Annotated in this window: 19 protein-coding genes and 1 tRNA gene; 2 read left to right on the top strand and 18 right to left on the bottom strand. The window is 65.9% G+C overall.

Annotation, left to right across the window (positions count from 1 at the left end; genetic code table 11):
* Positions 1-2: 2 nt before the first annotated feature.
* The 4 genes from cyoD to cyoA all read right to left on the bottom strand — a co-directional run bounded on the left by cyoD (position 3) and on the right by cyoA (position 4,168).
* Positions 3-422 (bottom strand): cytochrome o ubiquinol oxidase subunit IV, encoded by a 420-nt coding sequence (gene cyoD, locus QY917_RS07795; RefSeq protein ID WP_015913689.1) that lies wholly within the window; start codon positions 420-422, stop codon positions 3-5.
* Positions 423-1,058: a cytochrome o ubiquinol oxidase subunit III gene (gene cyoC, locus QY917_RS07790; protein ID WP_047350443.1), complete on the bottom strand. Its 636-nt coding sequence runs from the start codon at positions 1,056-1,058 to the stop codon at positions 423-425.
* Complete coding sequence (cyoB, locus tag QY917_RS07785; protein WP_123675600.1) at positions 1,051-3,057, bottom strand: cytochrome o ubiquinol oxidase subunit I; 2,007 nt, start codon at positions 3,055-3,057, stop codon at positions 1,051-1,053. Before cyoB ends, cyoC begins: the two co-directional genes overlap by 8 nt.
* Before the next feature lie 61 nt (positions 3,058-3,118).
* Positions 3,119-4,168: a ubiquinol oxidase subunit II gene (cyoA, locus tag QY917_RS07780; protein ID WP_123675601.1), complete on the bottom strand. Its 1,050-nt coding sequence runs from the start codon at positions 4,166-4,168 to the stop codon at positions 3,119-3,121.
* 311 nt (positions 4,169-4,479) lie between these two features.
* Between cyoA and QY917_RS07775 the strand changes: the two genes are divergently transcribed.
* On the top strand, positions 4,480-5,811 hold the full coding sequence (locus QY917_RS07775) for an MFS transporter (RefSeq protein WP_015913685.1): 1,332 nt from the start codon (positions 4,480-4,482) through the stop codon (positions 5,809-5,811).
* Positions 5,812-5,933: 122 nt separating this feature from the next.
* On the opposite strand, the gene tolA is transcribed toward QY917_RS07775, so the two are convergent.
* The 11 genes from tolA to QY917_RS07720 all read right to left on the bottom strand — a co-directional run bounded on the left by tolA (position 5,934) and on the right by QY917_RS07720 (position 14,130).
* Positions 5,934-6,905, bottom strand: coding sequence for a cell envelope integrity protein TolA (gene tolA, locus QY917_RS07770; protein ID WP_011805929.1), 972 nt, complete (start codon positions 6,903-6,905; stop codon positions 5,934-5,936).
* 21 nt (positions 6,906-6,926) lie between these two features.
* Positions 6,927-7,352, bottom strand: coding sequence for a biopolymer transporter ExbD (locus tag QY917_RS07765; protein WP_011805928.1), 426 nt, complete (start codon positions 7,350-7,352; stop codon positions 6,927-6,929).
* A 179-nt stretch (positions 7,353-7,531) separates the two neighbouring features.
* The gene (gene tolQ, locus QY917_RS07760) at positions 7,532-8,233 is read right to left on the bottom strand and encodes a protein TolQ (protein WP_011805927.1); all 702 of its coding nucleotides are present in this window, start codon (positions 8,231-8,233) and stop codon (positions 7,532-7,534) included.
* Complete coding sequence (locus QY917_RS07755; RefSeq protein ID WP_011805926.1) at positions 8,230-8,655, bottom strand: YbgC/FadM family acyl-CoA thioesterase; 426 nt, start codon at positions 8,653-8,655, stop codon at positions 8,230-8,232. Before QY917_RS07755 ends, tolQ begins: the two co-directional genes overlap by 4 nt.
* Before the next feature lie 20 nt (positions 8,656-8,675).
* Positions 8,676-9,860, bottom strand: a complete 1,185-nt coding sequence (locus QY917_RS07750; RefSeq protein ID WP_123675602.1) for a pyridoxal phosphate-dependent aminotransferase — start codon at positions 9,858-9,860, stop codon at positions 8,676-8,678.
* A gap of 92 nt (positions 9,861-9,952) precedes the next feature.
* Positions 9,953-10,486, bottom strand: coding sequence for a transcription antitermination factor NusB (nusB, locus tag QY917_RS07745; protein ID WP_015913682.1), 534 nt, complete (start codon positions 10,484-10,486; stop codon positions 9,953-9,955).
* Positions 10,483-10,947 (bottom strand): 6,7-dimethyl-8-ribityllumazine synthase, encoded by a 465-nt coding sequence (gene ribH / locus QY917_RS07740; RefSeq protein ID WP_047350450.1) that lies wholly within the window; start codon positions 10,945-10,947, stop codon positions 10,483-10,485. The genes nusB and ribH overlap by 4 nt, the downstream gene beginning before the upstream one ends.
* A 3-nt stretch (positions 10,948-10,950) precedes the next feature.
* Positions 10,951-12,072: a bifunctional 3,4-dihydroxy-2-butanone-4-phosphate synthase/GTP cyclohydrolase II gene (gene ribBA / locus QY917_RS07735; protein ID WP_123675603.1), complete on the bottom strand. Its 1,122-nt coding sequence runs from the start codon at positions 12,070-12,072 to the stop codon at positions 10,951-10,953.
* A 258-nt stretch (positions 12,073-12,330) separates the two neighbouring features.
* Positions 12,331-12,624, bottom strand: coding sequence for a 2Fe-2S iron-sulfur cluster binding domain-containing protein (locus QY917_RS07730; RefSeq protein WP_011805921.1), 294 nt, complete (start codon positions 12,622-12,624; stop codon positions 12,331-12,333).
* An 81-nt stretch (positions 12,625-12,705) separates the two neighbouring features.
* Entirely contained in the window at positions 12,706-13,620 is a 915-nt protein-coding gene (locus QY917_RS07725; protein WP_011805920.1) for an SPFH domain-containing protein, read from the bottom strand.
* Positions 13,621-13,698: 78 nt separating this feature from the next.
* On the bottom strand, positions 13,699-14,130 hold the full coding sequence (locus tag QY917_RS07720) for an NfeD family protein (protein ID WP_011805919.1): 432 nt from the start codon (positions 14,128-14,130) through the stop codon (positions 13,699-13,701).
* 170 nt (positions 14,131-14,300) lie between these two features.
* On the opposite strand from QY917_RS07720, the gene QY917_RS07715 reads away from it, so the two are divergent.
* A complete protein-coding gene (locus QY917_RS07715; RefSeq protein ID WP_123675604.1) occupies positions 14,301-16,670 on the top strand; it encodes an arginine/lysine/ornithine decarboxylase in 2,370 nt (789 codons plus the stop codon).
* 110 nt (positions 16,671-16,780) lie between these two features.
* Here QY917_RS07715 and QY917_RS07710 read toward each other — a convergent pair whose 3' ends face one another.
* The 3 genes from QY917_RS07710 to QY917_RS07700 all read right to left on the bottom strand — a co-directional run bounded on the left by QY917_RS07710 (position 16,781) and on the right by QY917_RS07700 (position 19,100).
* Entirely contained in the window at positions 16,781-17,761 is a 981-nt protein-coding gene (locus tag QY917_RS07710) for a DNA ligase (RefSeq protein WP_123675605.1), read from the bottom strand.
* A gap of 232 nt (positions 17,762-17,993) precedes the next feature.
* Positions 17,994-18,069: transfer RNA gene (locus tag QY917_RS07705), tRNA-Thr, on the bottom strand.
* A gap of 11 nt (positions 18,070-18,080) precedes the next feature.
* On the bottom strand, positions 18,081-19,100 hold the full coding sequence (locus QY917_RS07700) for a class 1 fructose-bisphosphatase (protein WP_015913677.1): 1,020 nt from the start codon (positions 19,098-19,100) through the stop codon (positions 18,081-18,083).
* Between the last annotated feature and the right edge of the window lies 1 nt (position 19,101).

Here is a 19,101-nt window from a genome sequence, read left to right as displayed (position 1 = left end):
GGTCAAGGCGCCTTCGGCTGGTGTGCCTCGCTGCCCTGGTGCTGTGCGGCCATGGGGTTGGCGTGCGCGGGCATCATGTTGGCGTTCATGTGGAACATGACCCACAACGTGCCGATGATGGTCACTGCCAGGAACACGATGGTGAAGATGGTGGACAGCATCGTCCAGCCGCCCTGGATCTTGCCGTTCATGTGCAGGAAGTACACCATGTGCACCACCACCTGGACCATGGCGAAGATGCCCAGCACCAGCACGGCGGTGGTGCGGTTCTGGATCACGTCGGCCATGACCAGCCAGAACGGGATCACGGTGAGGATCACGGCGAGGATGAAGCCCTTGACGTAGTCCCCCTTGGTGACGTGCAGGTCGTCATGGTCGTGGCCATGGTCGTCGTGGCCGGCGTGAATTTCGTGTGCGCTCATTTACAGCACCCCCATCAGGTACACAAAGGTGAAGACGCCGATCCAGACCACGTCCAGGAAGTGCCAGAACATGGACAGGCAGTTCAGGCGGCGCTTGTTTTCATGGATCAGGCCGTGCTTGCTGATCTGAATCATCAATGTCACCAGCCAGATCAGGCCGAAGGTCACGTGCAGTCCGTGCGTGCCCACCAGCGTGAAGAAGGCCGACAGGAACGCGCTGCGCTGGGGTGTCGCGCCCTGGTGGATCAGGTGTGCGAACTCGTACAGCTCCACGCCCAGGAAGGCCAGGCCCAGCAGGCCGGTGACGGCCAGCCAAGTCAGCGTGCCGCGTGCGTTGCCCGCCTGCTTTTGCAGCATGGCAAAGCCGAAGGTGATGGACGACGTCAGCAGGAAGGCCGTGTTGATGGCCACCAGCGACAAGTCGAACAGCTGCGCGCCCGTGGGGCCCGCGGCGTAGCTGCGGCCCAGCACGCCGTACGTGGCGAACAGCGCTGCGAAGATGAGACAGTCGCTCATCAGGTAGAGCCAGAAGCCCAGGGACGTGCCGTTCTCGGGGTGGGGTTCATGCGCGAGGTGGTACTCGCGCGGTGCCAGGGCGGCGGTGCCGCCCGCTTGGAGGGTGTGCGTATTAGACATGGGCTGCGGCAAGCTGCTTGGTGCGTGCGTCTTCCGTGGCGGCCACTTCGGCTGCCGGAATGTAGTAGTCACGCTTGTAGTTGAAGGTGTGGATGATCGAGGCCACCACGGTCGCGGCGAACGAGGCGATCGCCAGCGGCCACATGTGCCAGATCATGGCGAAACCGAACACGGTGGACAGCGCGGCGATCACCACGCCGGCGCCAGTGTTGGCGGGCATGTGGACGGGCTGGAAGCCGGTCAGCGGGCGCTTGTAGCCGTGCTTCTTCATGTCCCACCAGGCGTCGATCTCGTGCGCCACGGGCGTGAAGGCGAAGTTGTACTGCGGCGGGGGCGAGGAGGTGGCCCACTCCAGCGTGCGGCCGTCCCAGGGGTCGCCGGTCACGTCGCGCAGCTGGTCGCGCTTGAGGTAGCTCACGAACAATTGGATGAAGAAGCAGGCGATGCCCGCCGCGATCAGGCATACGCCCACCGCGGAGATGATGAACCAGATGTGCAGCGAAGCGTCTTCCACGTGGTTGACGCGGCGCGTGATGCCCATCAGGCCCAGGATGTACAGCGGCGTGAACGTGACCCAGAAGCCAGTCAGCCAGAACCAGAACGATGCCTTGCCCCAGGACTCGATCAGGCGGAAACCGAAGGCCTTGGGGAACCAGAAGTTGATGGCAGCGAACACGGCGAACACCACGCCGCCGATGATCACGTTGTGGAAGTGCGCGACCAGGAACAGGCTGTTGTGCAGCACGAAGTCGGCCGGGGGAACGGCCAGCAGCACGCCAGTCATGCCGCCGATGGCGAAGGTGCACATGAAGCCCACCGTCCACAGCATGGGCACGCTGAAGCGGATGCGGCCCTTGTACATGGTGAACAGCCAGTTGAAGATCTTGGCGCCCGTCGGGATCGAGATGATCATCGTCGTGATGCCGAAGAAGGTGTTCACCGTGGCGCCCGAGCCCATGGTGAAGAAGTGGTGCAGCCACACCAGGTACGACAGGATGGTGATACACACCGTGGCGTACACCATGGAGGTGTAGCCGAACAGGCGCTTGCGCGAGAACGTGGCGACGACCTCGGAGAACACGCCGAAGGCCGGCAGCACCAGGATGTAGACCTCGGGGTGGCCCCAGATCCAGATCAGGTTCACGTACAGCATGGAGTTGCCCCCCAGGTCGTTCGTGAAGAAGTTGGTGCCGATGTAGCGGTCCAGCGACATCAGCACCAGCGCGGCCGTCAGCACGGGGAACGAGGCGACGATCAGCGCGTTGGTGCACAGCGCGGTCCAGGTGAACACGGGCATCTTCATCAGATTCATGCCCGGCGCGCGCATCTTGATGATGGTGACGATCAGGTTGATGCCCGACAAGGTGGTGCCCACCCCCGCAATCTGCAGGCCCCAGATGTAATAGTCGAGACCTACGCCAGGGTCCTGCGCCCCGAGGTTGGACAGCGCCAGCCAGCCGGAGGTGGAGAACTCGCCCAGGAACAGCGAGATCATCACCAGCACGGCGCCGCCGGTGGTCATCCAGAAGCTGAAGTTGTTCAGGAAAGGGAACGACACGTCGCGCGCGCCGATCTGCAGCGGCACGAGGTAGTTCATCAGGCCCGTGACGAAGGGCATGGCCACGAAGAAGATCATGATCACGCCGTGGGCCGTGAAGATCTGGTCGTAGTGGTGCGGCGGCAGGTAGCCCATGCTCTCGCCCACAGCCATGGCCTGCTGCAGGCGCATCATCACCGCGTCGGCGAAGCCGCGCAGGAACATGACCAGGCCCAGGATCATGTACATGATGCCGATCTTCTTGTGGTCGATGGAGCAGATCCAGTCGCGCCACAGCGGGCCCCACAGACGGAACTTGGTGAGGCCGGCCAGCATCACGATGCCACCCAGGACCACCGCGATGAAGGTCCACAGCACGATGGGCTCGTGCGCCATCGGGATCGAGTCCCAGGTGATGCGGCCCAACAGCCAGTGGGCTGGGGTAGTTTGTTCAGACAACATATCGAATCTCTTGGCTAATGGGCCCGGCGCCGGCTTGGCGCCCGCGTCGGGTCCGTCAAATTCACTGTTGGATGGGGGCCTCGGGGAGGGCTAAGCCCGGCTGCAGCGCGGCCAGGATCTGTGGCGCGTTGCCGGCGGTGCATACGTCCTGCGGCAGCGTCAGACCGTTGGCTTTGACGAAGGCTTCGCCGCCGAGCGCGTCGATGGCCATCATGTCGTGCATGCACATCTGCCCGTCTTCCACGCAGCGGTTGAGCACCTTGCCGTACAGGCCCGTTTCCACGGTAGAAAAGCGCTGCACGGGGTCGCGCTGGCTGGGCTTGGCCAGTTGCAGGTAGGTGGTCTTGTCCAGGGGCTTGCCTTCGGTCTTGGCCTTGTCCACCCACTGGGCGAATTCAGCATCGCTCAGGCCGTGGAACTTGAAGGTCATGCCGGAGAAGCCGGGGCCGCTGTAGTGCGAGGCAAGGCCATGGAACACGCCGGGCTTGTTGATGATGGCGTTCAGCTCGGTCTGCATGCCAGGCATGGCGTAGATCATGCCGGCCAGGTCGGGCACGTAGAACGCGTTCATGGTCGACGTGGCGGTGAGTTTGAACAGGATCGGGCGGTCCACCGGCGCGGCCACCTCGTTCACCGTGGCAATGCCCTGCTCGGGGTAGAAGAACAGCCACTTCCAGTCCATGGCCACTACCTGCACTTCCAGCGGTTTGACGTCGGCGGCCAGCGCGCGCTGGGCGTCGATGCGGTCCAGAGGGCGGTAGGGGTCCAGCTTGTGGGTAGCGATCCAGGTCAGCGCGCCCAGGGCAATGATGATCATCAGCGGCACGCTCCAGATCACCAGCTCCAGCGAGGTGGAGTGGTGCCAGTCGGGGTCGTACTCGGCGTCGGTGTTGCCCTGGCGGTACTTCCAGGCGAACAGCAGCGTCAGCAGGATCACCGGCACGATGACGATCAGCATCAGCACCGTGGCAGTCACCACCAGGTTGCCCTGCTGGGCAGCGATATCACCCGCCGGGTTCAATACGACGGCCTTGCTGCAACCAGCCAGGCTGGCTGCGGCCAAAGCCGCGGCGAGCCAGGTGGGCCCGCGGAGTTTCTTCAGTTGGAGCATTGCTAGGCGTGTCAAAAAGCGTGCACGGCCTTGCGTCGCGCGGGCGGGCGCGGCGCTAGGTGTAAACGCGAATTACTGGACGGAGACGAATGTAATACGCCTAGCGCATTTGTCGATTGGACATTTTGTCCAGGGTCAAACTTATGGCGTGATGGCAGGCCGTATGCGGCCTGCGGGCGCGACCATGGCGGCGCGGATGGCCGACTGGGCGTGAGGGTTTTCCCGCGCGGGACGTCAGTGTAAGCGTACTTGTTGACCGCGGGGCTTGCGTGTAGAACGGAGCTGTGTCTGCAAAGCCAAGGAGTACGGTCATGAGTAGCGGTTCCGTCGCATACCCCGTTTACGGCCCCGAGAGCGCGGCATCGCTGTCGCGCGCGCACACCGACGAAGACGTCACCCCGGGCGAGATCGCCGTGGGCGTGATCATCGGGCGCGCGTCGGAGTATTTCGACTTCTTCGTATTCGGGATCGCCTGCGTGCTGGTCTTCCCGTCGCTGTTGTTTCCCTTCATGACGCGGCTGGACGGCACGCTCATGGCTTTTGCCATCTTTGCCATCGCCTTCATCGCCCGGCCGCTGGGCACCGCCATCTCCATGGCCGTGCAGCGGCGCTGGGGGCGCGGCACCAAGCTGACGCTGGCGCTGTTCCTGCTGGGCGGCTGTACGGTAAGCATGGCCTTCCTGCCCAGCTACCAGGTGGCGGGGCTGGCAGCCGCTGGGGCGCTGGCGGTGCTGCGCTTCGGCCAGGGGCTGGCGCTGGGCGGCTCCTGGGACGGGCTGCCGTCGCTGCTGGCGATGGCCGCACCGCCGGAGCGCCGGGGCTGGTATTCCATGGTAGGGCAACTGGGCGCGCCCGTGGGGTTTGCATTGGCCGCCGGGTTGTTCGCCTACCTGTACGGCAGCCTCTCCAGTGAAGAATTCCTGGCCTGGGGCTGGCGCTACCCGTTCTGCGTGGCCTTTGCGATCAACGTGGTGGCGCTGTTTGCGCGGCTGCGCCTGGTGGTGGGGCAGTCCTATGCCGAATTGCTGCAAGAGAAGGAACTGGAGCCCGTGGGCGTGGCCCGCGTGATGCGCGAAGAGGGGAGCAATGTGGTGCTGGGCGCCTTTGCGGCACTCGCCAGCTTCGCACTCTTTCACGTGGTGACGGTGTTCCCGCTGTCGTGGTTCGCCCTGTTCTCCGACCGCTCCATGGCCGAGGTGCTGTGCGTGCAGATCGCCGGCGCATTCCTGGCCATCGGCGCTGTGGTGGTGTCGGGGCGGTTGGCCGACCGCATGGGCCGGCGCAACCTGCTGGGCTCCATGGCCGTGCTGATTGGCCTGTTCAGCCTGGCCACGCCCTGGCTGCTGGGCGGTGGCGCGGTGGGCGGCACGGTGTTCCTGCTGCTGGGCTTCGTGCTGCTGGGCCTGTCGTACGGCCAGGCATCGGGCACGGTGACGGCCAACTTCTCCACCCTGCACCGCTACACCGGGGCGGCACTGTCGTCCGACCTGGCCTGGCTGATCGGCGCGGCCTTCGCGCCGTTGGTGGCTCTGGGGTTGTCGGCACGTTTCGGGCTGGGGGCGGTGACGCTGTATCTGCTGTCGGGCGTGGTCTGCACACTCGGCGCGTTGCGTATCAATCGCCTCATCGAGCAGCGCAGCTGAGTTCGACTGGCTGTCGGCTGTTATCGAAAATGATAGCTGCCGGCGCTTGTTTCAACTAGGTTTCACGGTGTTTTCAATGTGAAACCTTTGAGGGGCAAGCGCAGGTAGCTCTCTTTTTTGCTTCAGTCGCGCGGGCGGAAGCCGATCACCAGGGACGACGGCACGCGGCCGTCCACGTCGCGTGGCAGGGTTTCCGTGCGGTGCAGCGCACGAATCACCGCGTCGTCCCACGCCTTGTTGCCGCTGGACTGGGTGATGCGCGCGCCGACGATGGTGCCGTCTGGCGCGGCGCGCACCTCGACCTCGGCGCGCGGGTTGCCCGAGATGGTGTCGGGATAGACGATGTTGGGGCGTACCTTGGCGGCCACCTTGCCACCGTAGCTGCCCGAGGGGCCGGAGCTGCGCTGCGCGGTGCCCGTGGCGGTCTCGCCGCCCGTGGCGCCTGCCAGCCCCTGCATGCGGCGCAGGTTCTCCTGGCGGCGCGCCTCGGCCTCCTTGGCTTCACGGGCTTCCTCGGCCTTGCGGCGCTTGTCCTCGGCCAGCTTCTTCTGTTTGTCCTGCTCGGCCTTGGCGGCCTTCTCCTTCTCGGCCTTTTCGCGTTCGGCTTTCTCGCGCTCGGCCTTTTGCTGCGCCAGCAGGCGTTCCTTCTTCTCCTGCTCCAGCCGCTCGCGGCGCTCTTCTTCCTTGCGCTCGCGTTCGCGCTTCTCGCGCTCCAGTTGCTGTTCGCGCTTTTTCTTTTCTTCTTCCAGGCGCTTCTTCTGCTGCTGCAGGGCGATATCGGCCTCGCGCGTGTCGGCTTGCTCCGGACGCGGTGGTGGCGGTGGAGGCGGCGGTGCGGGCGCGGGCTCTGGTGCGGGGGTAGGGGCCGGAGCAGGGGGTGGGGGCGGCTCCACGGCGCGCGGCGCCGCTTGCTGGGGGACGGCAGACCAGAGTTCGGCCTCCACCGCCGGTTGGTCGGAACTGCTCTTCCAGTTCACGCCCCAGGTCAGCGCGCCGATCAGCGCGGCATGGGCGAGTACCGCCAGGGCGATGGCCCGCATGCGTCCGGGCGGGCGGGGCGGGGCAAACTGGTCGCGGTCGTTCGTGGCGTGCATTAGATCGTGTGAAAGTTCTCGTCAGCCGCCGCTCTTCACCGCCAGGGCGACGCGTGCCACGCCCGCCTGTTGCAGCGCAGACATGGCCTTCATCACCGCGTCGTACGACACGTTCTTGTCGGCGCTGATGAGCACGGGTGTGTCCTCTGGCTGGTCCTTGAGCCAGTTCTTGGCGGTGGCGCCCAGGTTCTGCAGCGGCACGGTGCGTTCGTTGCCGTCGGCCTTGAAGCGGATGCTGCCATCCTTGTCGACGATGACGTCCGCGCGCGTCTTGGGCACCTTGGCGCCTTTGCCCACGGAAGGCACGTTCACCGAACTGGGCGTGAGCATGGGCGCGGTCACCATGAAGATGATGAGCAGCACCAGCATCACGTCGATGAACGGCACCATGTTGATTTCGTTCATGGAGCGGCGGCGGGTGCCGCTGCGTGAGGCCATGGCAGGCATTTCAGTTCTCCATTGCGCTGAGCAGTGCGCGTTGTGGATAAAACGGACGTGTCCGATGCCAGCAGATGCCGCGCAAGGGCCGTCCCGCCGCGCTGAGCAATCGATCCCCTTTCCCGCAGTGCGTAGCGCTGCGAGAGAAAGGGGAAGCCGCCCAGCGGCTCAGGGGGATGTCCTTCATCTCAATGCCCCGAGGGGGATGCGGGGTGTGCGCCCAGGTTGCGCTGCAGGATGTTGGAGAACTCCTCGATGAAGGTCTCCTGGTGGGTCGCCACGCGGTCGATGTCGCGTGCGAAGCGGTTGTACGCAATCACGGCGGGAATGGCGGCGAACAGGCCGATGGCGGTGGCCACCAGCGCTTCGGCGATGCCGGGCGCCACCGTGGCGAGCGTTACCTGCTCCATGCCGGCGAAACCGGTGAAGGCGTGCATGATGCCCCAGACGGTGCCGAACAGGCCCACATAGGGCGACACCGAGGCCACCGAGCCGAGGAACGAGAGGCTGGACTCGATCACGTCCATCTCGCGCTGGAAGCTCGCGCGCATGGCGCGGCGCGCGCCGTCCAGCAGTGTGCCGGGGTCGCTGATGCGGCGTTCCCGCAGCTTTTGGTATTCGCGCATGCCGCTGGCGAAGATGCGCTCCATCGGGCCCGCGCTCTTGGCGTTGTGCGTGGCGCTGGCGTACAGGTCATTCAGGCTGGTGCCCGACCAGAAGTCGCGCTCGAAGTCTTCGTTCAGAGCCTTCACGCGCTTGAGTGCGAACAGCTTGCGGAAGATGGCGGCCCAGCTGGCCACGGAAACCGCGAGCAGCAGCAGCATCACCAGCTGCACCACCCAGCTGGCATTGAGCACCAGGCTCAAGATGGACATGTCTTGGGAATTCATGATGAGGAGAGTCGTTCCAAAAGGGACCCCGGAATGCGTGCAGGGCGCATGGTGGCGGCATCCACCCAGCCGATGCGGATGGTGCCTTCGCACAGCAGTGCGGGGGGAGAGTCGGGGATCATCTGCTCTGGTTTCAAGAGCGCCTGCTGCTCGATTGTGAGCGAAGCGCGGCCCCCTTCGCGCAGGCTGGCGGTAACAATCAGTTCATCGTCCAGGCGGGCGGGGCGCAGGTAGCGCAGGCGTGCGTCGGTTACGACAAACATGCCGCCCGTGAGTTCCCGCAATCGTTGCTGGCCCAGGTCCCGCGAGCGCAGCCACTCGGTGCGCGCGCGCTCGAAGAACTTGAGATAGTTGGCATAGAACACGATGCCGCCGGCATCGGTGTCTTCCCAGTAAATGCGAACGGGCCACTCGAAAGCCATTCTGGCACGCCTGGATGGGGTCAGCCGATCAGGCGCTGCAGGCGCGCCACCGCTTCCTGCAACTGCGCCATGGAGTTGGCCGTGGAAAAGCGCACGAAGCGTTGGGTGTCGGCCGTGCCGAAGTCGCGCCCCGGCGTGATGGCCAGGTGGGCACGGCGCATCAGCTCGTAGGCGAAGTCCCAGCTGCCGGCGACGCCCAGGCGCTCGGCGGCCTGCGTGCAGTCGGCCCAGGCGTAGAAGGCGCCATCGGGCTGCACCGGCACCGTGAGGCCCAGGGCATCGAGTGCGGGGATGAAGTAGTCTCGCCGCGCCTTGAACTCTGCGCGGCGGCGTTCGTACTCGGCGATGCTGTCCGGCTCGAAGCAGGCCAGCGCCGCATGCTGCGACACCGTGCTGGCGCAGATGAACAGGTTCTGCGCCAGACGCTCCACCACGGGCACCATGGCCTCGGGCACCACCATCCAGCCCAGGCGCCAGCCGGTCATGTTGAAGTACTTGCTGAAGCTGTTGATGCTGATGACGTCCTCGCCCAGCGCCAGCGCCGTCTGGCCGAAGGCGTCGTCATAGGACAGGCCGAGGTAGATTTCGTCGATGATCGTGAGCCCACCCTTGCCGCGCACCACATCGTGGATGCGGCGCAGTTCGTCTGGCGCAATCGAGGTGCCCGTGGGGTTGGAGGGCGACGCCAGCAGCACGCCGCGCGTCTTCGCCCCCCAAGCCGCCTCGACCTTGGCGGCGCTGAGCTGGAAGCGCTCCTCGGCCGTGGTGGGGATCAGCACCGCTTTGCCTTCCGCCGCGCTCACGAAGTGGCGGTTGCAGGGGTAGCTGGGGTCGGGCATCAGGACCTCGTCGCCCGCGTCGATCAGCGCCAGGCAGGCCAGCTGCAGCGCGGCCGATGCGCCGGCCGTGACCACGATGCGCCGCGCGGGTACATCCACGCCAAAGCGCTCGGCATACCAGCCGCTGATGCGCTCGCGCAGCGCCTCCAGGCCCAGGGCGTTGGTGTACTGCGTGACGCCGCTGCGCACCGCGCGGTCGGCCGCCTCCACCACCAGCGGGGGCGCGGTGAAGTCGGGCTCGCCGATGTTCAGGAAGATCATCGGCTCGCGGGTGCCGGCGACCTCGCGCGCCAGGGCCTGGGCGGCCTTGGCCACTTCCATCACGTAAAAGGGTTCGATGCGCTCGGCGCGGGTGGAAAACTTCATGGCGATGCAACGTGCAGGCACCCGCCGGCTGAGGCCGGCGGCGGGTGCGCTGAGGGAACGAACAATGCGAAGCGGCGCAAGAGGGCTGGCCTTCAGCCGCGGGCGGCGGCCTTGTCGGCCGCGACCTCGGTGGCGCGCAATTGCGGCGCCAGGCCGTTGAGCACGCCGTTGACGTACTTGTGGCCGTCGGTGCCGCCGAACTCCTTGGCCAGCTCGATGCACTCGTTGATGACCACGCGCCAGGGCACGTCCTGGCAATGTTGGAATTCGTATACGCCGATCCACATCACCGCATGCTCGATGGGCGAGATCTCGCTCATCTTGCGGTCCAGCTGCGGTGCGATCAGCTCGTCCATGTACTGGGCGGTGGTGATGCAGCCGTGCAGGAGCGCGTCGTAGTGCGCCGCGTCGGCCTTGTGAAAGCCCGACAGGTCGCGCGTGAACACGTCGATGGCGGTGGCGTCGTTGCCTCCCACCAGGTGCTGGTAGAGCGCCTGCAGGGCGAATTCGCGCGCGCGGCTACGGCCCGACTTGGAGCCGGCCTTGCGCGCGCCGGTGCCGGTGGTGCCGGTGCGCGGCTGGCGCGGCGGCCGCGCGGATGGCGTGGGGTTGGCGGAATCGGTCACGACAGCTCCTCCAGCAAGTTGGCCATTTCCACGGCCACGCGGGCCGCGTCCACGCCTTTTTCGGTCTGGCGGGCGAGGGCCTGTTCCAGGTTTTCGGTGGTGATGATGGCGTTGGCGATCGGTACCTGGTAGTCCAGGGCCAGGCGGGTCACGCCCGCGCCAGATTCGTTGGCCACCAGCTCGAAGTGGTAGGTCTCGCCGCGGATGATGCAGCCCAGCGCGATCAGCGCGTCGTACTCGTCGCGCTCGGCCAGGGCCTGCAGCGCCACGGGCACTTCCAGCGCGCCGGGCACCAGCACGTGGCGGATGTGCTTTTCCTGCACGCCCAGGCGCAGCAGCTCTGCACGGCAGGCCGCGGCGAGGGTGTTGGTGATGTTCTCGTTGAAGCGGGCCTGCACGATGCCGATGTGCAGCTTCTTGCCATCGAGCTTGTCCGCGGTTCCTTTGTCTGCGCCAAACATGTCTTATTCCTTGGGGATGTAGCCGGTGATTTCGAGTCCATAGCCCACCATGCTGGGCATGCGGCGCGGCTGGCCCATGAGCTGCATCTTGGCCACGCCCACCTCGCGCAGGATCTGCGCGCCCACGCCGTAGGTGCGCAGGTCCATGCGACCGCGCTCGGGCGCCTGGGCGGCGCGGGCCGTGCCTTCGAACTGCTCCAGCAGTTGCTCGGCACTCTCGCCGCAGTTCAGCAGCACGGCCACGCCCTGGCCGTGGTGGTGGATGTATTGCAGGCTGGCGTCCAGGCTCCACGAGTGCATGCTGCGGCCCACTTCCAGCAGGTCCAGCACCGACAAGGGCTCATGCACGCGCACGGGCACGCTCTCTGCGGCGTCCCACTGGCCCTTGACCAGGGCCAGGTGCACGGCCTGGCTCGGCTCGTCGCGGAAGGCGTGCATGGTGAACTCGCCGAACGCCGTGGTGATCTGGCGCGAAGCCACCTTGTGCACCAGCGACTCGGTGCGGCTGCGGTATTCGATCAGGTCGGCGATCGTGCCGATCTTGATGCCGTGCTCGGCCGCAAACAGCTGCAGGTCGGGCAGGCGGGCCATGGTGCCGTCGTCCTTCATCACCTCGCAGATCACGGCGGAGGGGCTGCAGCCGGCCATGGCGGCCAGGTCGCAGCCGGCCTCGGTGTGGCCGGCGCGCATGAGCACGCCGCCATCCACCGCCTGCAGCGGGAAGATGTGGCCGGGCTGCACCAGGTCGGCAGCCTGGGCGTTGGCGGCCACGGCGGCCTGCACGGTGCGCGCGCGGTCGGCGGCGCTGATGCCGGTGGTCACGCCCTCGGCCGCCTCGATGGAGACGGTAAAGGCGGTGCCCATCTTGGTGCCGTTGCGCGCCACCATGGGCGGCAGGCGCAGGCGCTCGCAGCGTTCGCGCGTGAGGGTCAGGCAGATCAGGCCGCGGCCGAAGCGCGCCATGAAGTTGATGGCCTCGGGCGTGACATGGTCCGCGGCGATCACGAGGTCGCCTTCGTTCTCGCGGTCTTCCTCATCGACGAGGATCACGATGCGGCCGGCGCGCAACTCGGCCACGATGTCCTGGACGGGCGAGATGGGCGCGGGCGTGAGGGGGGTGGTCATGCAGGGCTTTCGGATGGGCCATGCGGGCCGGGGCGGTGTGCGTTCCCCGGCGGGCGGGCAACGGGCGTGCCCCCAAAGAACGGCGATGCGGCCCCTGCCGCACGGAGGAGGGACGCGCGGTCCCGAAGCGGCCAATTCTAGTCGCGCCGCCGGGCCGTTGTCCGCGCGCCGCCGCGGTAAGTCTGCCGCAGGTGGGGGCAAGCGGGCCGCAGGTTGCGCTGCCTCAACCGTACCGGTGCGCGGAGCGCGGCACAGGGCTCAGATGGCGGGGGCCTCCAGCTTCACGTCGCTCACGGGATAGGCCACGCAGGGCAGCACGCAGCCCTCGGCCTTTTCTTCTGCCGTCAGGCCCGGCCAGTCGATGGCGTAGCGCACCTCGCCCTCCGCCAGCACGCCGATGCAGGTGCGGCAGGTGCCGTTGCGGCAGGAGCTGGGCCAGTCGATACCGCCTTGCTCCAGCGACAGCAGCAGCGGCTGCTCGGGCCAGGCATCGCACTGGGTGCCGTCGTCGCCCACGCGGGCCGTGAAGAAGGGGGCTACGGGGGAGTTCATGCGCAGTTCTAAGCAAAAAGTGGCTCCAGCGCTTGTGGGGTGAGCGCTGGTAGCTATAAAAAAAAGAGCGAAAGCGTTGGGTCAGCTGCGCTGCTGCGTCTGGATCATCTTCATGGCCGAACTGACGAGTGCGGATACCTCGGTCATGTTGCTGGGCACGATGAGCGTGGTGGTGGCGTCCGCGGCCACCTTGCCATACGCCTCCACGGCCTTTTCGGCGACCTTGAGCTGCACGGCCTGCTCGCCGCCCGGCTGGCGGATGGCGGCGGCAATGCGCTCGATGGCCTGGGCGGTGGCGTCGGCCACGGCGGTGATGGCGGCGGCCTCGCCCTGGGCGTTGTTGATGGCGGCTTGTTTTTCACCTTCGGAGCGGGCGATGAAGGCCTCACGCTCGCCGGTGGCGATGTTGATCTGTTCCTGGCGGCGGCCTTCCGAAGCGGCAATCAACGCGCGCTTTTCACGCTCGGCGGTGATCTGGGCCTGCATGGCGCGCAGGATCTCGGCGGGCGGCGTCAGGTCCTTGATCTCGTAGCGCAGCACCTTCACGCCCCAGTTCAGCGCCGCTTCGTCGATGGCCTGCACCACCTGGGCGTTGATCATGTCGCGCTCTTCGAACGTCTTGTCCAGCTCCAGCTTGCCGATCACGCTGCGCAGCGTGGTCTGGGCCAGCTGCGAGATGGCGGTGATGTAGTTGGACGAACCGTAGCTGGCGCGCATGGGGTCGGTCACCTGGAAGTACAGGATGCCGTCCACCTGCAGCTGGGTGTTGTCCTTGGTGATGCAGACCTGGCTGGGCACGTCCAGGGGGATTTCCTTCAGGCTGTGCTTGTAGGCGATGCGGTCGACGAAGGGGATGATGAACTTCGGCCCCGGCGTGAGCGTGCCGGCGTACTTGCCCAGGCGCTCCTTCACCCAGGCATGCTGCTGCGGCACGATCTTGACGGCGCGCGCGATGAAGATCACCGCGATGACGAAGAGGATGATGGCGATTTCCATGAGGTTTTTCTTTCTGTGCCGCGTGCGGCGGTGAAGGGCAGGGCGGATGGTAGCGAGGCCGCCCCCGGTTCCGGATGACTACAGCGGATCCACCAGCAGGCGGTTGCCCACCAGTTCGGCCACGCGGTGCGGGCCAGTGGCGGGCGTGATGCCCGGGCGGTGGATGGCGGTCCAGCTCGCGCCGCGGTACTTCACGACGGCTGTGCCATCGGGCTGCCAGGCGTCGATGAACACCGTCTCGCCCACGTCCAGGTTCACGCTGCGGTCGGCCCGCGCGGACGGCTCGCCCGGCCGGCTGCGGCGCTTGACGTAGGCCCCCAGCACGGTGCCGGCCCCGACCAGTGCGCTCACCAGGATCTGCGCCGTGTTGCCCAGGCCCGCGTGGGCCGCGAGTGCGCCGGCCGCCAGGCCCACGGCCAGCATCAGCAGGTAAAAGGTGCCGGTGAGCAGCTCGGCCACCACGGCCACCCCGGCCATGAGCCACCAGAGCGTGGATGCGTCCAGATTCATGTGTGTTTTCTCCTTCCCTCTCTGTCGGGTGCGCGCCGGCGGGCGGCGCGGTGTTGTTTCCAGGTCGATGGATTCTGGGCGAAATGCTGCGGTGTTCATAGGGATAGCACGCATATTCCTTACACTGCGCGCCTCTTTCGTTTTTTTGGCCCGGTCATCGGAGGCAGCGCATGAAATTTCGCTTTCCCATCGTCATCATCGACGAGGACTATCGTTCAGAGAACACCTCCGGCCTGGGGATTCGGGCGCTGGCGCAGGCCATCGAGGCGGAAGGGTTCGAGGTCTTGGGAGTGACCAGCTACGGCGACCTGTCCCAGTTCGCCCAGCAGCAAAGCCGCGCCAGCGCGTTCATCCTGTCGATCGACGACGAGGAATTCACGCTGGGCACGGGCCAGGATCCCATCGTGCACAGCCTGCGCACCTTCATCGAAGAGGTACGCCGCAAGAACGCCGATGTGCCGATCTACGTGCACGGCGAGACCAAGACCGCGCGCCACCTGCCCAACGACATCCTGCGCGAGCTGCACGGCTTCATCCACATGTTCGAGGACACGCCCGAATTCGTGGCCAAGCACATCATCCGCGAGGCCAAGAGCTACCTGGAGGGCGTGCAGCCGCCATTTTTCAAGGCGCTGCTGGACTACGCGGAAGACGGCTCCTACAGCTGGCACTGCCCGGGCCACTCGGGCGGCGTGGCGTTCCTCAAGAGCCCCGTGGGCCAGATGTACCACCAGTTCTATGGTGAGAACATGCTGCGCGCGGACGTCTGCAATGCCGTCGAAGAACTGGGCCAACTGCTGGACCACAACGGCGCCATCGGCGAGAGCGAGCGCAATGCCGCGCGCATCTTCAACGCCGACCACTGCTTCTTCGTGACCAACGGCACGTCCACCTCCAACAAGATGGTGTGGCACCACACCGTGGCACCGGGTGACGTGGTGGTGGTGGACCGCAACTGCCACAAGTCCATCCTGCACAGCATCATCATGACCGGGGCGATTCCCGTGTTCCTGAAACCCACGCGCAACCACTTCGGCATCATCGGGCCCATTCCGCAAAGCGAATTCGAGCCCGCGACCATCCAGGCGAAGATCAAGGCCAACCCGCTGCTCAAGGGCGTGGACGCCAAGAAGGTCAAGCCGCGTGTGTTGACTCTCACGCAGTCCACCTACGACGGCGTGCTCTACAACACCGAAACCATCAAGGGCATGCTCGATGGCTACGTCGAGAACCTGCACTTCGACGAGGCCTGGCTGCCCCACGCGGCCTTCCACCCGTTCTACGGCAGCTACCACGCCATGGGCAAGAAGCGCGCGCGGCCCAAGCAGTCGGTGGTGTACGCCACGCAGTCCATCCACAAGCTGCTGGCCGGCATCAGCCAGGCCAGCCATGTGCTGGTGCAGGACAGCCAAACGACCAAGCTGGACCGCCACCTGTTCAACGAGGCGTACCTGATGCACACCTCGACCAGCCCGCAGTACAGCATCATCGCCAGCTGCGACGTGGCTGCAGCCATGATGGAGCCGCCCGGCGGCACCGCCCTGGTGGAGGAAAGCCTGGTCGAAGCGCTGGACTTTCGCCGCGCCATGCGCAAGGTGGAGGACGAGTTCGGCAAGGACGACTGGTGGTTCAAGGTCTGGGGCCCCGACAAGCTCGCCGACGAGGGTGTCGGCCGTGCAGATGACTGGATCATCCGCGGCGACGCCAAGGGCAAGAAGAACGGCCCGAGCAAGTGGCATGGCTTCGGTGCGCTGGCCGACGGCTTCAACATGCTGGACCCGATCAAGTCCACCATCGTCACGCCCGGCCTGAACCTGGACGGCAAGTTCGACAAGACCGGCATTCCGGCCAGCATCGTCACGAAATACCTGTCGGAGCACGGCGTGGTGGTGGAGAAGACGGGCCTGTACTCGTTCTTCATCATGTTCACCATCGGCATCACCAAGGGCCGCTGGAATACGCTGCTGGCCGCCCTGCAGCAGTTCAAGGACGACTACGAGAAGAACCAGCCCATGTGGCGCATCCTTCCCGAGTTCTGCCAGCAGCACAAGCGCTACGAGCGCATGGGCCTGAAGGACCTCTGCCAGCATGTGCACCAGCTGTACGCCAAGTACGACATCGCCCGCCTGACGACCGAGATGTATCTCTCGGACCTCACGCCGGCCATGAAGCCCAGCGACGCCTATGCCCACATCGCGCAGCGCAAGACCGAGCGCGTGGAGATCGACCAGCTGGAAGGCCGCATCACCACCAGCCTGATCACGCCGTACCCGCCGGGCATTCCGCTGCTGATTCCCGGCGAGGTGTTCAACAAGAAGATCGTGGACTATCTCAAGTTCTCGCGCGAGTTCTCCAAGCTCTGCCCGGGGTTCGAGACCGACATCCACGGCCTGGTGGAGATCGAGGACGACAACGGCAACGTGCGTTATTACGCCGACTGCGTGACGCAGGGCACGGGCGGCAGCCGCAAGCCCCGCGCCAACGACCCTGAGTCGCTGGTGCAGGTGGGCAGCGACGGCCCGTTTGGCCGCACCATCTGAAGTGCCGGCAGCGCCTATCGCAGGAGGGGCGGGCTGAAAAGGGGCGGACGACCGCCCCTTTTGCTTCTGTTTTAGTAGCTGGAAGCGCTTGCTGGGCGTGCGCTAGGGCCTCATTTACCTCTGTTTCTTGCTGGGGCGGGCTCCAGATTGGCCTGCCCGCCGGCAGCGGCCGCGTTGGCCGCAGAGGGCGCGTCGGCGCGCACTCGCCAGAAGCGCGCAAACCGCGGCAAGCCGCTTGCGTGGGTGCCGTTGAAGCGGTAGGTCACCACGGTGCCCGCCGGCGGTGGATTGCGCCGCACCGCATCCGGCAGGCCGCTGCCCAAGCGCAGGCGCCGGCCGTCGGGCAGCGCCACCAGCAGCGCGCCGGTCTGGCCCGCGTATTTTCCGCGTCCGGGCACGTGCCCTACCACCACGGCCTCCGCATCCTCGAAGGTCTTGAGCTTGAGCAGATCGTCGCTGCGCCCGCCACGGTAGGGCGCGTCGTCCCGGCGCAGCATCAGTCCCTCGGCGCCAGCCTTCTCCAGCCGGTGCAGCTGCCCCACCAGTTCCGTGTGGCTGGACACCCGCCACTGCGCGGCAGGCTGGACCCACGGCTGGTACAGATGGGCCACGGTGCGGCGCAGCAGGGGCAGGCGCTCGCCGAAACCGCCCGGCGCGCGCGGCAGGTCGAACACCATGTACTGCAGCGCGCGCCACTGGGCATCGTCGGGCGTGGCCTGCGCCACGGCCGCCTGCGCGGCGGCAAACTGGCCGCGGCCTGCCCACAGTTCGCCATCCATCGGTACCGGCGGCCAGCCGGCGGTGAACCACGCTGGCGCCCGGATGGGCAGGCCCTGCCGGCTGATCAGTTGATGACCGGTCCAGAGGGCGCGCACACCGTCGTATTTTTCGCTCACCCAATAGTCCGCGACCACCACGCCCGGGTGGTAATGCTGCGCCAGCGTGGGCGAGGGCGCCGCCGGGTCCGCGGAGGAGGGCGACTCCAGGGCAGCAGCCGGCTGCGCGTTTGATGCTCCTACACAAGCAGCTACGGCTAGTAGCCAGGCCCAGCGTCGGAGGGCCAACAGTGCGAAGTGCGTTGCAGGGAGCATGGCAGAGTCCGGATTCAGGAACTCTGGATTGTCGGCGATGCAAAAAATATAGCGGTCAGCGCTTGCTGGATGCTTGCTAGAGGTCGAAGGGGTCTTTACGTCGGCTTTGCGGTGCGGCGGGTGGATGGCAGAGAAGCCGCAACGGATGGTCCAACTCTCCGAGAGCGCCGGACTTCCCATGCACTCCGCAAAGCAAAAGCCCCTGACTCTTGCGAATCAGGGGCTTTCATTGTGGTGCCGGAGACATGAATCGAACACGCGACCTTCTCATTACGAATGAGCTGCTCTACCGACTGAGCTACACCGGCGAAGACTCAGATTATATACCGGAGTGGTAACTTGTCACGCGATCGACCTCATTCTTTGAGCCCAGGATCACGCTCACGCGTTCGTGCAACTGGGCGGGCTGGATGTCCAGGATGCGCTGGCGGCCGTTGGTGGCGGCGCCGCCGGCCTGCTCGACCAGCCAGCCCATGGGGTTGGCCTCATACATCAGGCGCAGCTTGCCGGGCTTGTTTGGCTCGCGCTTGTCCCAGGGGTACATGAAGATGCCGCCGCGCATCAGGATGCGGTGCACGTCGGCGACCATGCTGGCGATCCAGCGCATGTTGAAGTCCTTGCCGCGCGGGCCTTCCTTGCCCTGCAGGCATTCGTCGATGTAGCGGCGCACGGGCGCATCCCAGTGGCGCATATTGCTCATGTTGATCGCGAATTCCTTGGTGTCCTCGGGAATACGGATGTTCTCGCGCGTGAGCACGAAGGAGCCCTGTTCGCGGTCCAGCGTGAACATGGCCACGCCGTCGCCCACGGTCAGCACCAACGTGGTCTGCGGACCATAGATGCAGTAGCCTGCTGCGACCTGCTGGTGGCCGGGTTGCAAGAAGTCGGCTTCGGTGACGGGTTCGTCGGTGGTGGGATCGTCATGGTGCTTGTGCAGCACCGAGAAAATGGTGCCAATGCTCACGTTGACGTCGATGTTGGACGAACCGTCCAGGGGGTCGAACATCAGCAGGTACTCGCCCTGGGGAAAGCGGTTAGGCACCACATAGATCCCATCCATTTCCTCAGATGCCATCGCAGCCAGATGCCCGCCCCATTCGTTGGCTTCGATCAACACCTCGTTCGCAATGATGTCCAGCTTCTTCTGCACCTCACCCTGAACGTTCTCGGTTCCGGCGGTGCCCATCACGTCGCCGAGATCGCCCTTGTTCACGGCGAAGCTGATGCGCTTGCAGGCGCGCGCGACCACCTCCACCAGCAGGCGCAACTGCGGGGGGATGCGGCCATGGACGCGCTGCTGCTCGACAAGGTAGCGGGTGAGGCTGATACGTTCGGTCATG

Origin of the sequence: Diaphorobacter sp. C33, from assembly GCF_030503915.1 — a bacterium.
Lineage (GTDB): Bacteria > Pseudomonadota > Gammaproteobacteria > Burkholderiales > Burkholderiaceae_C > Diaphorobacter > Diaphorobacter nitroreducens.
This window is presented reverse-complemented; position numbering and strand designations above follow the sequence as displayed.

Bases quoted from the DNA above. Each gene is read 5' to 3' on its own strand.
- cyoD (WP_015913689.1), bottom strand. From the start codon at position 422: ATGAGCGCACACGAAATTCACGCCGGCCACGACGACCATGGCCACGAC.
- cyoC (WP_047350443.1), bottom strand. From the start codon at position 1,058: ATGTCTAATACGCACACCCTCCAAGCGGGCGGCACCGCCGCCCTGGCA.
- cyoB (WP_123675600.1), bottom strand. From the start codon at position 3,057: ATGTTGTCTGAACAAACTACCCCAGCCCACTGGCTGTTGGGCCGCATC.
- cyoA (WP_123675601.1), bottom strand. From the start codon at position 4,168: ATGCTCCAACTGAAGAAACTCCGCGGGCCCACCTGGCTCGCCGCGGCT.
- QY917_RS07775 (WP_015913685.1), top strand. From the start codon at position 4,480: ATGAGTAGCGGTTCCGTCGCATACCCCGTTTACGGCCCCGAGAGCGCG.
- tolA (WP_011805929.1), bottom strand. From the start codon at position 6,905: ATGCACGCCACGAACGACCGCGACCAGTTTGCCCCGCCCCGCCCGCCC.
- QY917_RS07765 (WP_011805928.1), bottom strand. From the start codon at position 7,352: ATGCCTGCCATGGCCTCACGCAGCGGCACCCGCCGCCGCTCCATGAAC.
- tolQ (WP_011805927.1), bottom strand. From the start codon at position 8,233: ATGAATTCCCAAGACATGTCCATCTTGAGCCTGGTGCTCAATGCCAGC.
- QY917_RS07755 (WP_011805926.1), bottom strand. From the start codon at position 8,655: ATGGCTTTCGAGTGGCCCGTTCGCATTTACTGGGAAGACACCGATGCC.
- QY917_RS07750 (WP_123675602.1), bottom strand. From the start codon at position 9,860: ATGAAGTTTTCCACCCGCGCCGAGCGCATCGAACCCTTTTACGTGATG.
- ribH (WP_047350450.1), bottom strand. From the start codon at position 10,947: ATGTTTGGCGCAGACAAAGGAACCGCGGACAAGCTCGATGGCAAGAAG.
- ribBA (WP_123675603.1), bottom strand. From the start codon at position 12,072: ATGACCACCCCCCTCACGCCCGCGCCCATCTCGCCCGTCCAGGACATC.
- QY917_RS07730 (WP_011805921.1), bottom strand. From the start codon at position 12,624: ATGAACTCCCCCGTAGCCCCCTTCTTCACGGCCCGCGTGGGCGACGAC.
- QY917_RS07725 (WP_011805920.1), bottom strand. From the start codon at position 13,620: ATGGAAATCGCCATCATCCTCTTCGTCATCGCGGTGATCTTCATCGCG.
- QY917_RS07720 (WP_011805919.1), bottom strand. From the start codon at position 14,130: ATGAATCTGGACGCATCCACGCTCTGGTGGCTCATGGCCGGGGTGGCC.
- QY917_RS07715 (WP_123675604.1), top strand. From the start codon at position 14,301: ATGAAATTTCGCTTTCCCATCGTCATCATCGACGAGGACTATCGTTCA.
- QY917_RS07710 (WP_123675605.1), bottom strand. From the start codon at position 17,761: ATGCTCCCTGCAACGCACTTCGCACTGTTGGCCCTCCGACGCTGGGCC.
- QY917_RS07700 (WP_015913677.1), bottom strand. From the start codon at position 19,100: ATGACCGAACGTATCAGCCTCACCCGCTACCTTGTCGAGCAGCAGCGC.